Annotated in this window: 17 protein-coding genes; 13 read left to right on the plus strand and 4 right to left on the minus strand. The window is 31.2% G+C overall.

The genetic code is table 11. The features are described from left to right. Window positions 1-213 precede the first annotated feature (213 nt). From rluF to KLA_RS04950, 5 genes are all read left to right on the plus strand, one after another. Window positions 214-951, plus strand: coding sequence for a 23S rRNA pseudouridine(2604) synthase RluF (gene rluF, locus KLA_RS04930; protein WP_034644418.1), 738 nt, complete (start codon window positions 214-216; stop codon window positions 949-951). Beyond that, on the plus strand, window positions 944-1,783 hold the full coding sequence (locus KLA_RS04935; protein WP_034644419.1) for an endonuclease/exonuclease/phosphatase family protein: 840 nt from the start codon (window positions 944-946) through the stop codon (window positions 1,781-1,783). The genes rluF and KLA_RS04935 overlap by 8 nt, the downstream gene beginning before the upstream one ends. After that, complete coding sequence (locus KLA_RS04940) at window positions 1,784-2,380, plus strand: FMN-binding negative transcriptional regulator (protein WP_034644421.1); 597 nt, start codon at window positions 1,784-1,786, stop codon at window positions 2,378-2,380. It begins immediately after the preceding gene. A 54-nt stretch (window positions 2,381-2,434) separates the two neighbouring features. Continuing rightward, window positions 2,435-3,334, plus strand: a complete 900-nt coding sequence (locus KLA_RS04945; protein ID WP_084470679.1) for a metallophosphoesterase — start codon at window positions 2,435-2,437, stop codon at window positions 3,332-3,334. 276 nt (window positions 3,335-3,610) lie between these two features. Then, window positions 3,611-4,033, plus strand: a complete 423-nt coding sequence (locus tag KLA_RS04950; protein ID WP_013622070.1) for a DUF2141 domain-containing protein — start codon at window positions 3,611-3,613, stop codon at window positions 4,031-4,033. A gap of 78 nt (window positions 4,034-4,111) precedes the next feature. On the opposite strand, the gene KLA_RS04955 is transcribed toward KLA_RS04950, so the two are convergent. Continuing rightward, the gene (locus tag KLA_RS04955) at window positions 4,112-4,585 is read right to left on the minus strand and encodes a Dps family protein (protein ID WP_013622069.1); all 474 of its coding nucleotides are present in this window, start codon (window positions 4,583-4,585) and stop codon (window positions 4,112-4,114) included. 106 nt (window positions 4,586-4,691) lie between these two features. Here KLA_RS04955 and KLA_RS04960 point away from each other — a divergent pair, with 106 nt between their 5' ends. Beyond that, window positions 4,692-5,633, plus strand: a complete 942-nt coding sequence (locus KLA_RS04960; RefSeq protein WP_013622068.1) for a LysR substrate-binding domain-containing protein — start codon at window positions 4,692-4,694, stop codon at window positions 5,631-5,633. Between the two features lie 56 nt (window positions 5,634-5,689). On the opposite strand, the gene KLA_RS04965 is transcribed toward KLA_RS04960, so the two are convergent. Next, entirely contained in the window at window positions 5,690-5,887 is a 198-nt protein-coding gene (locus KLA_RS04965; RefSeq protein ID WP_013622067.1) for a hypothetical protein, read from the minus strand. 165 nt (window positions 5,888-6,052) lie between these two features. On the opposite strand from KLA_RS04965, the gene KLA_RS04970 reads away from it, so the two are divergent. Both KLA_RS04970 and KLA_RS18065 read left to right on the plus strand, forming a co-directional pair. Next, a complete protein-coding gene (locus KLA_RS04970; protein ID WP_235183521.1) occupies window positions 6,053-7,288 on the plus strand; it encodes a D-alanyl-D-alanine carboxypeptidase/D-alanyl-D-alanine-endopeptidase in 1,236 nt (411 codons plus the stop codon). Window positions 7,289-7,538: 250 nt separating this feature from the next. Further along, window positions 7,539-7,703: a hypothetical protein gene (locus tag KLA_RS18065; RefSeq protein WP_161633454.1), complete on the plus strand. Its 165-nt coding sequence runs from the start codon at window positions 7,539-7,541 to the stop codon at window positions 7,701-7,703. Between the two features lie 37 nt (window positions 7,704-7,740). Here the strand turns inward: KLA_RS18065 and KLA_RS04975 are convergent, their stop codons facing one another. After that, on the minus strand, window positions 7,741-8,538 hold the full coding sequence (locus KLA_RS04975) for a TIGR00266 family protein (protein ID WP_013622065.1): 798 nt from the start codon (window positions 8,536-8,538) through the stop codon (window positions 7,741-7,743). Between the two features lie 72 nt (window positions 8,539-8,610). Next, entirely contained in the window at window positions 8,611-9,066 is a 456-nt protein-coding gene (locus KLA_RS04980) for a DUF4442 domain-containing protein (RefSeq protein WP_013622064.1), read from the minus strand. Window positions 9,067-9,307: 241 nt separating this feature from the next. Between KLA_RS04980 and KLA_RS04985 the strand changes: the two genes are divergently transcribed. The 5 genes from KLA_RS04985 (at window position 9,308) to KLA_RS05005 (ending at window position 14,356) form a co-directional block, all read left to right on the plus strand. After that, entirely contained in the window at window positions 9,308-9,652 is a 345-nt protein-coding gene (locus KLA_RS04985; protein WP_013622063.1) for a PadR family transcriptional regulator, read from the plus strand. Continuing rightward, window positions 9,645-11,387 carry a PspC domain-containing protein gene (locus tag KLA_RS04990; RefSeq protein ID WP_013622062.1) on the plus strand — a complete coding sequence of 581 codons (1,743 nt, stop codon included), beginning with the start codon at window positions 9,645-9,647 and terminating at the stop codon, window positions 11,385-11,387. The genes KLA_RS04985 and KLA_RS04990 overlap by 8 nt, the downstream gene beginning before the upstream one ends. Window positions 11,388-11,490: 103 nt before the next feature. Then, entirely contained in the window at window positions 11,491-12,207 is a 717-nt protein-coding gene (locus KLA_RS04995; protein ID WP_013622061.1) for a head GIN domain-containing protein, read from the plus strand. Between the two features lie 92 nt (window positions 12,208-12,299). Beyond that, the gene (locus KLA_RS05000; protein WP_013622060.1) at window positions 12,300-13,310 is read left to right on the plus strand and encodes a dipeptide epimerase; all 1,011 of its coding nucleotides are present in this window, start codon (window positions 12,300-12,302) and stop codon (window positions 13,308-13,310) included. Further along, window positions 13,310-14,356, plus strand: coding sequence for an aminotransferase class I/II-fold pyridoxal phosphate-dependent enzyme (locus tag KLA_RS05005; RefSeq protein ID WP_034644424.1), 1,047 nt, complete (start codon window positions 13,310-13,312; stop codon window positions 14,354-14,356). Before KLA_RS05000 ends, KLA_RS05005 begins: the two co-directional genes overlap by 1 nt. Window position 14,357: the final 1 nt, after the last annotated feature.

Below are 14,357 nucleotides of genomic sequence, written 5' to 3' on the forward strand. Positions count from 1 at the left end.
TTGGCTCTAATTTAGTAAATATTACTGTTCTTATCTGTTACAAAGTTGGGGTATTAGTTCCTTAACACAAATAATTTAAAACCCAATTGTAAATATTTGCAGATGAGTTGTAAAAAACTAACGCAGTACCCCCTTTTAAGCAACAAAACCCATAACTTTTAGAGGTAATAAGTAAAACAATCTACTATCTTTGCTACCATAGAAGTTATTATAATGAAAGAAATACAGGCTACCAGAATTAACAAATACCTAAGTGAAGTTGGTTATTGCTCTCGCCGGGCGGCAGACAAGCTTATAGACCAAGGGCGTGTAACCATTAACGGAAAAATACCAGAAATGGGCACCAAAATTGTTCCTACAGATGAAGTACGTGTAGATGGAGAGCTAATATCTGAGTCTAAAGAAGATTTTGTGTACCTAGCATTTAACAAACCCGTTGGCATTGTTTGTACTACAGATACACGTGTAGAAAAAGATAATATTATAGACTATATAAATTACCCTAAGCGTATTTTTCCTATTGGTAGATTAGATAAACCTAGTGAAGGTTTAATTTTTTTAACTAATGATGGTGACATAGTAAACAAAATTCTACGCGCTAGAAATCATCACGAGAAAGAATACATTGTTAAGGTAGACAATATTATTACAGATGATTTTGTACACCAAATGAGTAACGGTATTCCTATTTTAGATACTATTACCAGAAAATGTAAAGTAGAAAAATTAAGTAAATACGAGTTTAGAATTATACTTACTCAAGGTTTAAACAGACAAATTAGGAGAATGACAGAGTATTTAGGATACAATGTTGTAAAACTAAAACGTGTGCGTATAATGAACATTTCTTTAGATATGCCTGTTGGTACATACCGTGAGTTTACTAAAGAAGAATTAAAAGAAATTAATAGATTAGTATCAACTTCTGCTAAAACCTACAAAGATGAATAAAAGAATTATTATTGTACTAGTACTTATATTTTCTTTTACTACTACAAAAGCTCTGTGCCAGTCTGTAAAAGCAATGACATACAATATTAAGTATGACAATACTAGTGATACCATAAACAACTGGAATTTTCGTAAAGCTAAAATGGCAGCTCTAATACAACATTATAGTCCGTCTTTTTTAGGCATACAAGAAGGTTTACATAACCAGGTTAGTTATTTAGACTCTAATTTACCTAACTATAATTACATAGGCGTTGGTAGAGATGATGGTAAACAAAAAGGAGAATACAGTGCCATTTACTACAATAAAAATAATTTTAAGGTTATAAAATCTAATACATTTTGGCTATCTACAACACCTAACAAAATTTCTGTTGGTTGGGATGCTGCAATGGAACGTATTTGTACTTACGGGCTATTTCAACATAAAAAAACAAAACAGTATTACTGGGTTTTTAATGCTCACTTTGACCATATTGGTGTAGAAGCTCGTAAAAATTCTGCCAAATTAATTGTAGAAAAAATAAAGAACCTAAACACCAAAAACTACCCAGTTATTTTAATGGGCGATTTTAATGTAACACCTACCACAGAGGCTATTACTACAATTACAAACTACATACCAGACAGTTATACAAATAGCCAAACTACTCCTTACGGACCAAAAGGTACTTTTAATGGGTTTACAAACCGTATTTTAGACCGCAGAATAGACTATGTTTTTGCTAAAAACCTAAATATTTTATCTGTAAAAGTTATAGATGACAGGCTAGATAACAACAAACACATATCAGACCATTTACCCGTATTAGCAACAGTAATAAAAGAATAAATGTACATACCACCAAGCTACCAAAACAATAATACAGAAGAAGTAAAAAACTTTATTAAAAATAATAGTTTTGGCATTTTAGTAAACCAAACTAATGGTAAGCCTTGGGCTACACATATACCTTTAGAGTTACATACAAAAAACGGTAAGGATATACTTGTAGGGCATATTGCTAAAGCTAATCCGCAATGGCATAATTTTAAAGAAACACCAGAAGTACTATGTATTTTTAATGGACCACATAGTTATGTATCATCATCATGGTACAAAGACGAGGAAGTACCTACCTGGAACTACATTGCTGTACACATTTATGGCAAAATTACCATTGTAGACAAAGATACAGCTATGGAAGGATTGCATAATTTGGTTGATAAGTACGAGCAAGCATCAGAATGCCCGTTACATTTAAACAACCTATCTAAAGGTACATTAGCACAAGTAAATGGTATTGTTGCTTTTGAGATTGAAATTACAGACATACAAGCAACGTACAAACTATCACAAACACGAGAAGAAGACAAACCAAAAATAATTGAAGAGTTAGAAAAAAGAGATCCAAGTGCCAAGGAAATTGCTAAACATATGAAAAAATAACACGGGTTCTTACTGTAAGTCAAGCAACTACCATTTTATTTTGTATTTTTAAGTATGATAATCATTAACCGCCAACCTTTATTATTTAAACTCGTAGTATTTGTATTTTTAGCAACACAAACTATGTCTTGCGCTAGTGACTCTAACAATGATAGTAGCGAACCAAATGAAGACCCAAAAACTATAGAACCAGTTATTTTTACTGCTATTGGTGATGTACCTTATAATGATTTTCAAAGAGATTCTTTACCCAAAGTAATTGCAGCACATAATGCAAAAGCTAAATCTAGTTTTGTAATTCACGTTGGAGATATAAAGCCAGGCGCAGAGGCTTGTACAGAAGATGTGTATGTAGATGTAAGCAACCTTTTAAAGCAATTTACTGCCCCTACTTTTATTGTTTTAGGTGATAATGAATATAACGACTGTACATACCCAGAACAAGGTTTAGCCTATTGGAACAAACACTTTTTAAAATTTAATACAAACTGGAGCTTTAGCCCTACTATTACCTACCAACAAAAACGCCCAGAAAATTTTAGTTGGATACAGAATAAAGTTCTTTTTTTAGGTATTAATATAGTAGGTAGTAATGTGCACAACCAAACCGAATGGGAAACAAGGTTAACAGATGATGCCAATTGGGTGCAACAACACCTGCAAGCAGAAAAAGACAATGTAAATGCTGTTGTTGTTTTTGGACACGCAAATATTACTGAAGGAGACGCAACAAAGTTTAATACTTTTACTAATGTATTTAGAAGCAGTGCAGCTGAGTTTAACAAACCTATACTTTATTTGCAAGGAGACGGACACGTTTGGTTTACCAACAAACCTTGGCCAGAAAAAAATATTACACGCGTACAAATAGATGGCGGACACAGAGCTGTAGAAGTAACCGTAGATCCAAACAAAAGCAATCCGTTTAGCTACAACCGTTCTTTTTTAGATTAAAAATAGGTTTTCATTTCCCCCCACAACACCTGTTTTTTTTTTTATTTCATAGCATTACACAAAACTTTTTAGACTTTCTACTTATAAGTTATTCTCTATATTCTATCCTCTAAATTCTATTCTCTATATTCTACATTCTATTCTTCATATTTGGTCAATTAAAACAAACAATCTACAATTCAGTATAAAAAAATTACAATTGGGTTTATTACATTTTAAAAAACTGAAGTAGTGCTGCATCTTTGTGTCATAATCAACAATAAAAACACAAACATTATGAGAACTTTAGGATTACTTTTAGCATTATTTTTTACAAGCATTATAGCAACAGCTCAAGCCAAAACAGAAACATTTACAATTACCGTTACAATAGACAACGTTTTAAATGATGACGGCACAGTTATGGCTGGTTTACACTCTTCAGAAACTTTTATGAGAGGACGAGGACTGCAAGATAAAATTACCACTATAAAAGATGGCAAGGTAACAATAGTTTTTAAAGATGTTAAACCTGGTGAGTATGCTATTTTAGCAATGCATGATGAAAACAATAACAAAAAAATGGACAGAGAGGCCAATGGTATGCCTAAAGAAAGCTATTGCATTTCTGGATCACCAACTCCATACGGTCCACCAACATTTTCTGAAGCCAAATTTAATGTAGTAGATACAGATTTAGAGTTTGCACTTAGGTTTTAGTATTTATAAAAAAAAGAATAAAAAAAAGGAGATAAAATTATTTATCTCCTTTTTTACGTACAATTTGGTAACAACCATCTATTCTTCTAACCAAGCATTCATCATCCAAATTGTTTTTTCTTGTTCAGCAATAAAATCGCTCATTAAAGAGTTTGTTCCTTCATCATTAGCATCATCAGAAAGCTCTAATAAATCGCGCTCAATAACTAATAACTCTTTTAAAGAGTTTACAATTAATTTTATAGCTTCTACATCTACAGATATATTTTTACCAACAGGCAATTTAGATATAGACATATAATCTTCAAATGTATGCAAGGGCTTACCTCCTAGGGTTAAAATACGCTCTGCAATCATATCTACTTTTTCATTTGCATCTGTATATAACTCCTCAAATTTCATATGTAAATCAAAAAAACGTCTACCTCTAATATTCCAGTGAACACCTCTTAAATTTTGGTAATAAACCTGAAAACTAGATAATAAAACATTTAATTTACTGTTTAGCTCTTTAGCTTTTTCTACTTCTAATCCTATACTGTTTAATTCCATAATATTTATCCTTTTTGTGATACAACAAAGTTAGTAAGTATTTAGTACTTTTGGTGATGATTAAAATCATTTGTTTTTATAATTTTATAGCTTTAACCTATTAAGAATGACAATAACTCAACTACAGTATGTATTGGCAGTTGCCAAATACCAAAACTTTACGCTTGCCGCAGAAAAAAGCTTTGTTACACAACCTACTTTAAGTATGCAGGTACAAAAGTTAGAAGATGAGCTAGACATTCAGATTTTTGACAGAAGTAAAAAACCAATTTCTATTACAGAAGTTGGAAAAAAAATAGTAGAACAAGCAAAAAATATTGTAAACGAAGCAGACCGTATTAAAGATATTGTAGACCAAGAAAAAGGATTTATAGGTGGTGAATATGTTTTAGGTATTATACCTACCATTATGCCTACACTACTACCAATGTTTTTAAAGGCATTTATTTCTAAGTTTCCTAAGGTAAACTTAGTAATTAAAGAACAAAATACAGACACTCTTATTAGAAATTTACAAGACGGGCAAATAGATGCTGCAATAGCTGCTACTCCTTTAGAAATAGAGTTTATAAAAGAAAAACCGCTGTACTATGAGCCATTTGTTGGGTACATACCTAAACAACACAGGCTAGCTAATATAGAAAAGCTAACACCACAAGATTTAGATATTGATGATGTTTTATTATTGCAAGATGGACATTGCTTTAGAGACGGTGTTATAAACCTTTGTAAGTCGCCTAAAAATAATGTTGTAGATCATTTTAGATTACAAAGTGGAAGTTTTGAAACCTTAATAAACTTATCTAATGAAGGTTTAGGAATGACTTTATTACCTTTTTTAAACACTCTTGAATTAGATAGCAAAAAGAAAGAAAATTTAAAGCATTTTGAAGCTCCGTCTCCTGCAAGAGAAGTAAGTTTAATTTACCATAAAAAAGAACTTAAAATACAAATTACCAATGCACTTCATGATGTTATTACAAGTGTGGTACGTGGTGCAATTGCTTTTCAGGATGTAAAAATTATTAGTCCAGTTAATAACAAATAAAACCATAGGTTAACAAATAAAAAAAGCCACCTTAATGGTGGCTTTTTAAGTATTTACTATTTTTTGATGTAAATCATACACTGCCTTAGTTCTGGTTTATCAGTAGTAAAAGAATTTAACCAGACTTTAAGCTCATCTACCTCATAAGGCAGTAATCTTGAAATTGCTTTTTCTAGCTCTTTGCAAAACAACTTAGAATCAAAACTTACTTTTTGCAAAACAGTTTTAGTGTAATCAAACATTGCTCTTGCCATATTTATAATTATTAAATTATTATTCCATAAATTTAACGATAAAACTTGAAAAAAGTATCTAAATAAAGTGTTAAATATCATAGTTATCCAAAAAAATAATACGTAATGACCTACAATACCATATTTTACAAGAACTACAGAAGTTTTCTTTATTGTATAATTTTGATGTTTTTGGTTGGTTGTGCTAGTAGTAAACAAAAAATTTCAAAAAACACTAATACTATAATTAGTAACAGTCTTTTAAAAAATCACTTTATAGGTATAAAAGTTTATGACCCGGTGAGCAACAAAACTATTTTTGAAAAAAATAGCACCAAATATTTTACACCTGCCAGTAATACAAAAATATTTACGCTTTATACTGCCTTAAAATTACTGCCAGAGTATAGCCCTTTATTAAAATATAGTATAAAAGACAATATCACATACATACAAGGTACCGGAAACCCTATAACATTACATCCTTATTTTAAGGATAGCACAGCTATACGTTTTTTAAAAAAACAGAAAAACATTGCTTTACACCTAAACAATTTTACATCAGACAAGTTTGGTGGCGGATGGGCTTGGGAAGATTTTGACACCTATTTTTCTCCAGAACGTAGTGCTTTTCCTTTATACGGTAATGTACTAAGTATATATAAAAAAGGTTATTTAACTACATACCCTAAGTATTTTAATGATAGTATACAGGTTACACCTTTTAATTTTAAAAGAGATTTAGTAAAAAATACATTTTATGTAAACCCCAATTTAAATGATACTTTAGAAATTCCGTTTAAAACTGGTAATACACTTACAAAAGCGTTATTAGAAAAAGTAACTACTAAAAAAATAAACATTAGCAATATCCCAATAACTGCAGATAAAACTACACTTTACGGTATAGCTACAGATAGTATTGCACAGCGTATGATGTATGTAAGCGATAATTTTTTAGCTGAACAATTATTAGTTATGGCATCTAGTACTTTGTCTGACACCTTAAATGTAAACAAGGCAATAAAACATATTTTAACAACAGATTTAGCAGATTTGCAACAGCAACCACGTTGGGTAGATGGCTCTGGACTCTCTAGATACAATTTATTTACACCAACATCTTTTGTGCACGTATTAAATAAAATGTATCATGAGGTTCCTAGAAATAGATTGTTATCTTTATTTCCTGTTGGTGGCGAATCTGGAACCCTAAAAAACTGGTATAAAGGCAACCCAACACCATACATTTATGCAAAATCTGGTAGTTTAGGTAACAACTATAGTTTAAGTGGCTACCTAATTACCAAATCTGGTAAAACATTAATTTTTAGCTTTATGAACAATCATTTTAAGACAAAAACTTCTGATGTAAAAAAAGAAATGCAAACTGTTTTAGAGTTAATAAGAGATACGTATTAATTACGTATTCACAAGCAAAAAACTAAATAATGATTATTATAGTAACAATAAGTATTGCCTACCTACTTACAATATTTTACTTGATAAAACAAACAACACAAGCAAACTAAAAGCAGACAACAGTATTTTTTTATTTATCTGTAAATCTACACTTAAAGGGTTTATCCTTTATACTATTGCAGGTTGCTTATTAGCTTCTGTGATACTATTTTTTTTAATTTATAAAAACGGACCATCTCACCCTCATAGTATGCCCGAGCTATTATACATATGGCTAGGTGCAGCAGTTGTTATTACGGGTTGTATTTTAGGTTTCTTTTTATCTGCAATTAACACACCTAGCGTAAACAAAAAACTAATAATTGGTTCTTTTCTTTTTACAATTGTGTCCTTTATTTGGTTAGAACTCTTATAATTTATAAATCAGTAATTATTTTAGATTATTACCAGTTCTAAAACCTATTATCACCATCTAAAAGATCTCCTAAACCTCCTAACAAACTACCTTCTCCCCTATCTTTTCCGCCTTTAGGAACCGAAGCTAATACACGGCCAGCTAGTCTGCTAAATGGTAAAGATTGTATATAAACAGTACCTGGCCCACGTAGTGTTGCAAAAAATAACCCTTCGCCGCCAAAAACAGTATTCTTAATTCCGCCTACAAACTCAACATCATAATTAATGGTTTGTGAAAAGCCTACAATACAACCAGTATCTACCTTTAAAACTTCACCTGCAGCCAATACTTTTTTAGCCATAGTGCCGCCTGCGTGTACAAATGCCATTCCGTCTCCTTCTAACTTTTGCATTATAAAACCTTCGCCGCCAAAAAGACCACGACCAAGTTTTCTAGAAAATTCTATACCAACAGACACTCCCTTAGCTGCGCACAAGAAAGCATCTTTTTGACAAATAAATTTTCCATTTTTTTCAGATAAATCTATTGGTAATATTTTTCCGGGATAAGGAGAAGCAAAACTCACTTTTCTTTTATTTGCTCCAATATTTAAAAAGGCTGTCATAAATAAACTTTCACCAGTTAACATTCGCTTTCCTGCTGAAAAAATTTTACCCAAAACACTAGTATCTTGGTTAGAGCCATCTCCAAAAATGGTATCCATTTTTATATCAGTATCCATCATCATAAAACTACCAGCTTCTGCTACAACAGCTTCTTGCGGGTCTAATTCTATTTCTACATACTGCATTTCTTCTCCATAAACATGGTAATCTATTTCGTGTGCATTCATTTTTATATTTTGATTTTGATTGACACTAATAGGTAGCAACAAAAAAGAGAATGTTACATATTTTTAAAAAAATTATTTCTTTAAACGCACTGTCCAGTCAAAATTAAAAGTAGAAACCACCACTCCATCTGTATTAACACCAACAGATTTCATTGTAAATATTTGCCCTTCTCCTGTTGCAATAGTTTTTTTAATTGCATCTTCAATTAAGTGGCCATCTTCACAAGTAAAAGTAATTCTACCTGTAGCTTTTTTTGTAAAAGTTGCATTATTGCTTGCTACAAGCATAGATATTTTTCTACCACTTTTTTCAATTTGGTCTATAACCATTATTCCTGTTGCATACTCTGCCGCCATACCTTGTACTGCCCAAAACATAGAGTTAAATGGGTTTTGGTTAAACCATCTATGCTTTACAGTAACTACTGCTTTTTTTTCATCAATATGCTTTAAACGTACTCCGCACCACCAAGCAGATGGTAACTTAAAAAAATTAAATACGTTGTATTTTAATGTGCTTTTTGCCATTCTATTTTTATAATTTTTATAAAAGTATTGAAAATAGTTGAATTTGTAAATGTTAAATTAAAGTTAATTTTTAGTACTATGTTTTGCATAATACCTTTTTAAAGATATATATTTGCATAAGAAACTAACAAGTTAGAGTTATAGAACCTAATCAATTCTGTAAAAAATAATTCAACGGAGTTTGTTCATCAAATCAAAAACAACCCGCTTCTTATACGGGTTTTAAAAGAATATCTAAACTATGAAGATAGAAAACACAAAGGCACAAATGCGCAAAGGTGTTTTAGAGTATTGCATTCTTTCTATATTAAAGGGAGAAGACAAATATACCTCTGAAATTCTTTCTACGTTAAAAGATGCCAAAATGCTAGTTGTAGAAGGCACTATTTACCCATTATTAACAAGACTAAAAAACGCTGGTTTACTTACGTATCGTTGGGAAGAGTCTACCTCTGGACCACCAAGAAAATACTACGCCCTTACAAAAACAGGAGAAGAATTTTTAACCGAATTAAACACCACCTGGGACGAGCTCAGAAATGCCGTAAACCTAGTTACCAACTCAAAAAAAACGAACAATGAATAAGACTATAAATATAAACTTGGCTAACTTATTCTTTCATATAGACGAAGATGCTTATCGTAAACTAGACACCTATTTAAAAGCTATAAAACAATCTTTAAACAATGGCCCTGGTAGTGATGAAATTATTTCTGACATAGAAGCAAGAATAGCAGAACTTTTTCAGGAAAAAATTAAAAACGAACAGCAAGTAATTACTAAAACAGATGTAGAAGATGTTATTGCTGTTATGGGGCAACCTGAAGATTACCGTGTAGATGAAGAAATTTTTGAAGACGAAGAGCCTACATCAAAATCTAGAACCAAAAAGCTTTACAGAGATACAGACAATAAGTATATTGGTGGTATATCTGCCGGTATGGCACATTATTTAGGTATTAACCCTTGGTGGGTTCGTCTACTTTGGGTAGTGCTTACTTTAGCTACTTTTAGTGGTTTTATTGTAATATATATATTACTATTATTTTTAATTCCAGAAGCTAAAACAACCTCGCAAAAATTAGATATGCGTGGCGAGTCTATAAATATTAGTAATATAGAACGTACCGTTAAAGAAAGTTTTGATACCGTAACTAATAAAGTAAAAAATGCAGATTACAACAAGGCCAATCACAAAATTAAGTCTGGCATACAAACTTTTTTTGATGCCATTGGCACGTTTTTTAGCTTTATTTTTAAAAGCATAGGTAAAGTCATAGGGTTGTTTTTAATTTTAGTTGGCGGATCTGTAGTTATAGGTACATTTATTGGGCTTTTTATAGCAGGTTTTTCAGATGCTTTTGTAGTTAACAACACACCTCTTTATAACCTAATAAACACCTCTAATTCGCCAATTTGGTTAATTTCTATGCTTGTATTTTTTGCTATAGCAATTCCATTTTTCTTTTTACTTTATTTAGGATTAAAAATTGTAGTATCTAACCTTAAATCTATTGGTACAATTGCCAAATTAACGTTACTTGGTGTTTGGCTTGCCGCTATTATTGGCTTAACAATTATTACCATAAAACAAGCTACCGCAAATATGTATAAAGGTAGTATTAATAAAACAGAGCAATTAAATTTTACAAAGCCTCTAGACACTATTTACATTGGTACCAGAAGTAGTAAAAATTATGACAGACCAGAGAATTTTAGAATTAACGGAATGACATTTACTACAGATGAAAATGGTAAAAAGCTTTTATTAGATAATGATTTTAGGTTTGACATTGTAAGGTCTGATACTGACATTGCAAAAATTAAAATACAAAAAGTATCTCAGGGTAGTTCTTTTGATGAAGCAAGAGAAAGAGCAAAAACTATAGAGTATAATTATCAAGTTTTAGAAAATAGAGTAATTCTAGATAACTTTTTATCACTAGATCCTAATGGTAAATTTAGAGATCAGGAGGTAAACATTACCCTTTACATTCCTAAAAATGTTATTGTTAAGTTTGATTTTAATACAGATACAAACAGAATAGGATGGCATACATCATACAAAGAAGAAATATACAGGTCTGATGTTAAAAATTATACTTGGCGTATGAACAAGCAAGGTGTTTTAGAGTGCCTAGACTGTATTAATGACGAAATTGATGAAGATAATAATGATGATGATGACGAAAACAGCAATAAAAATTCAGAGTTAATATTAGATGAAGAAGGTGTAAACATTAAAATTAATGCAAACGAAAACTCTTTAAATATTAAAATAGATGAAAACGGTGCACGTATAGAATCTTCAAACAATTAAAACTTACAATTCAGTTCTAAAAAACAACAATTCAGTCTTTAAATTTAGTTTTACCACAAACATTTATAGACTTTTACATCACAATCAACAAAAAACAACAATTATGGCAACACTATCTAAAATTACAATTGCAGTAGTATTAAGTTTACTATTTACTTCTTGTTCGTTTAACATAGGAAGCGGCAAAAAAGGAAACGGAGTATTAACAGAGCAAAGCAGAGATGTAGCAACAAGTTTTGAGCGTATTTCTGCATCAGAAGGTATTAATGTATATGTTACACAAGCTAAAGAATTTAGTATACGTGTAGAGGCAGATGAAAATGTTATAGACCTTATTGGTACAGATATTAAAGACGGTAAACTTAAAATACACGCTATAGAAAATATTGGCAGAGCTACAAAAAACGTACACGTTACATTACCTGTAGTTACTGCACTATACAGCTCTAGTGGTGCAGAATTAATTTCAGAATCTCAGATAGAGACTAATGAAATAGATTTAAATGCCAGTAGCGGTGCAGATATACAAATAGCTTTAGTTGCAAACTCTGTAAATGCTGATTGTAGCAGTGGAGCTGATATTAAGTTAAGTGGCAAAACAAACAACCTAACTGTAAATGCTAGTAGCGGGTCTGATATTGATGCTTATGAACTAAAAACAAAAACCTGTGATGCAGATGCTAGTAGCGGCGCAGATATTAGTGTAGATGTGTCTGACTCTTTAATAGCAGATGCAAGTAGTGGTGCAGATATTAAGTACAGTGGTACTGCTACAGTTAAAAAGAATAAATCTTCATCTGGCAGCGTAAAAAAGAGATAAAAAAATTAAATGTTAAAAGCGTTTTATTAAGGTCAATCTTGTTTTGTTTACAAGGTTGACCTTGTTATATTAGTATAAATTTAAATATTGATATGAATTTAACCTTAACAAAGTATGTTCTTCCCCTAAAACATACATTTAGTATTTCTAGAGAGTCTCATAATTTTCAAGACAGTATGGTGGTAAGTCTTGGTTTAAATGATAAAGTTGGTTATGGTGAAGCTACAGCAAACCCGTACTACAAAATTACTTTTGAGAGTATGCAACAAGAAATTGAAAGCATACGAACAGAAATAGAGAACTATACTTTTACCACGCCTGAAGATTTTAATCAATTTTTAAACAAAAAACACTTAAGCAACTTTGCTATTTGCGCTTTAGATTTAGCTGCACACGATTTGTATGGTAAAATTTTAAACAAGCCTTTGTATAAAATATGGAATACAGATAATAGCTCCTACCCTATTACAAATTTTACTATTGGTATAGATAGTATAGATAATATGGTTGCAAAAATGAAAGAACAGCCTTGGCCTATTTACAAAATAAAACTAGGCACAGACCAAGATGTTGCCATTGTAAAAGAGCTAAGAAAATACTCTGATGCCATTTTTAGGATAGATGCTAATTGCGCATGGACTGCAGAAGAAACCATAAGTTACGCACCAGAACTTAAAAAATTAGGTGTAGAGTTTTTGGAGCAACCCTTAAAAGCTGATGATTGGACGGGTATGGAACAAGTAATGCACGCTAGTGTATTGCCAGTTATTGCTGATGAAAGCTGTATTGTAGAATCTGACGTAGAGCAATGTGGTTACCATTTTAATGGTATAAACATAAAACTAACCAAATGTGGCGGATTAACCCCTGCACTTAGAATGATAAAAAAAGGAAAAGAACTTGGGTTAAAAGTTATGGTTGGTTGTATGACAGAGTCATCTGTTGGTATTTCTGCAATAGCACAACTAACACCACAATTAGATTATGTAGATATGGATGGTGCTATGCTTTTGAGTAAAGACATTGCAAAAGGGATAAAAATAGAACCAAACGGAAACTTAATTTTTCCTAATACAGGAGGTTCTGGTATTACATTATTATAATGACATACGTTACTACATTTCCTGGTAGAAAAATTAATGTAGATGGTTCTAAAAAATTATATTTTGGCGGAACTGCTTATTTAGGGCTTCAAAAGCATAAAAAATTTTTAAAAACATACTTAAAAAACATTAAAAAGTATGGTACCAATTATGGAGCGTCTAGAAAATCTAATATTAAAATTGATATCTATAAAAAAACAGAAAATTACCTTGCTAAACTTGTACAAAGTGAAGCTTGTGTAACTGTTTCTTCTGGCTATTTAGCAGGGCAGTTAGTTTGCAATTACTTTAAAGCAAAAGGACATAGTTTATTTTATGCGCCAAATTCTCACACCGCTCTACATCAAAACAACTCTAGCAATTATGCAAGTTATAGTGATTTAGTTACTGCAGTAGAAAATCATATTAAAAAATCTAATACTACTCCCGTAGTTTTTTTAGATAGTTTGGATTTTTATGGCTTAAACTACCCATATTTTAAAGGGTTGCAGCAATTACCATTGCAAAATATAATTGTTGTTGCAGATGACTCACACACACTTGGTCTACCTTTAAATAATGGCAAAGGTTGTTATGCACAACTAAATAATTTAGGTGTAAAAGAACTTATAGTATGTAGTTCACTTGGTAAAGGTTTTGCTGTGCAAGCAGGAGCTATTTTTAGCACAGCAAAAAGAATAAAAGAACTAAAAACCACTGCTTTTTTTGGAGGTGCTAGTCCTGCTACACCTGCAAATATTGCCACGCTATTATCCGCACAAACTATTTATAAAAAAAGACAACAAAAATTACAGAATAATATACAGCTTTTTTTAAACGGTTTAAATAACAAAAACTTGTTTAGTTATATGCCAAACCATGCAGCTTTTACGTATACTGATCAAAAAATAACAGCCTATTTAAAAAAACATAATATTATAGTTACAAGCTTTAATTACCCAGAAAAAGACTCGCCAACAATGAGCCGAATTGTACTAAGTGCACATCATAAAAAAAAGGATATTAATAAGATTGTTACACTTATTAATACCCTTTTTACTAATTAAG

The sequence above is a fragment of the Cellulophaga geojensis KL-A genome (assembly GCF_000568425.1).
GTDB lineage: Bacteria > Bacteroidota > Bacteroidia > Flavobacteriales > Flavobacteriaceae > Cellulophaga > Cellulophaga lytica.

Excerpts from the sequence above, each read along its gene's own strand:
- KLA_RS04955 (WP_013622069.1), bottom strand. The coding sequence starts at position 4,585 with ATGGAATTAAACAGTATAGGATTAGAAGTAGAAAAAGCTAAAGAGCTA.
- KLA_RS04975 (WP_013622065.1), bottom strand. The coding sequence starts at position 8,538 with ATGAATGCACACGAAATAGATTACCATGTTTATGGAGAAGAAATGCAG.
- KLA_RS04940 (WP_034644421.1), top strand. The coding sequence starts at position 1,784 with ATGTACATACCACCAAGCTACCAAAACAATAATACAGAAGAAGTAAAA.
- rluF (WP_034644418.1), top strand. The coding sequence starts at position 214 with ATGAAAGAAATACAGGCTACCAGAATTAACAAATACCTAAGTGAAGTT.
- KLA_RS04950 (WP_013622070.1), top strand. The coding sequence starts at position 3,611 with ATGAGAACTTTAGGATTACTTTTAGCATTATTTTTTACAAGCATTATA.
- KLA_RS05000 (WP_013622060.1), top strand. The coding sequence starts at position 12,300 with ATGAATTTAACCTTAACAAAGTATGTTCTTCCCCTAAAACATACATTT.
- KLA_RS04985 (WP_013622063.1), top strand. The coding sequence starts at position 9,308 with ATGAAGATAGAAAACACAAAGGCACAAATGCGCAAAGGTGTTTTAGAG.
- KLA_RS04990 (WP_013622062.1), top strand. The coding sequence starts at position 9,645 with ATGAATAAGACTATAAATATAAACTTGGCTAACTTATTCTTTCATATA.
- KLA_RS04935 (WP_034644419.1), top strand. The coding sequence starts at position 944 with ATGAATAAAAGAATTATTATTGTACTAGTACTTATATTTTCTTTTACT.
- KLA_RS04960 (WP_013622068.1), top strand. The coding sequence starts at position 4,692 with ATGACAATAACTCAACTACAGTATGTATTGGCAGTTGCCAAATACCAA.
- KLA_RS04980 (WP_013622064.1), bottom strand. The coding sequence starts at position 9,066 with ATGGCAAAAAGCACATTAAAATACAACGTATTTAATTTTTTTAAGTTA.
- KLA_RS04945 (WP_084470679.1), top strand. The coding sequence starts at position 2,435 with ATGATAATCATTAACCGCCAACCTTTATTATTTAAACTCGTAGTATTT.
- KLA_RS04965 (WP_013622067.1), bottom strand. The coding sequence starts at position 5,887 with ATGGCAAGAGCAATGTTTGATTACACTAAAACTGTTTTGCAAAAAGTA.
- KLA_RS18065 (WP_161633454.1), top strand. The coding sequence starts at position 7,539 with ATGCCCGAGCTATTATACATATGGCTAGGTGCAGCAGTTGTTATTACG.
- KLA_RS05005 (WP_034644424.1), top strand. The coding sequence starts at position 13,310 with ATGACATACGTTACTACATTTCCTGGTAGAAAAATTAATGTAGATGGT.
- KLA_RS04995 (WP_013622061.1), top strand. The coding sequence starts at position 11,491 with ATGGCAACACTATCTAAAATTACAATTGCAGTAGTATTAAGTTTACTA.
- KLA_RS04970 (WP_235183521.1), top strand. The coding sequence starts at position 6,053 with ATGTTTTTGGTTGGTTGTGCTAGTAGTAAACAAAAAATTTCAAAAAAC.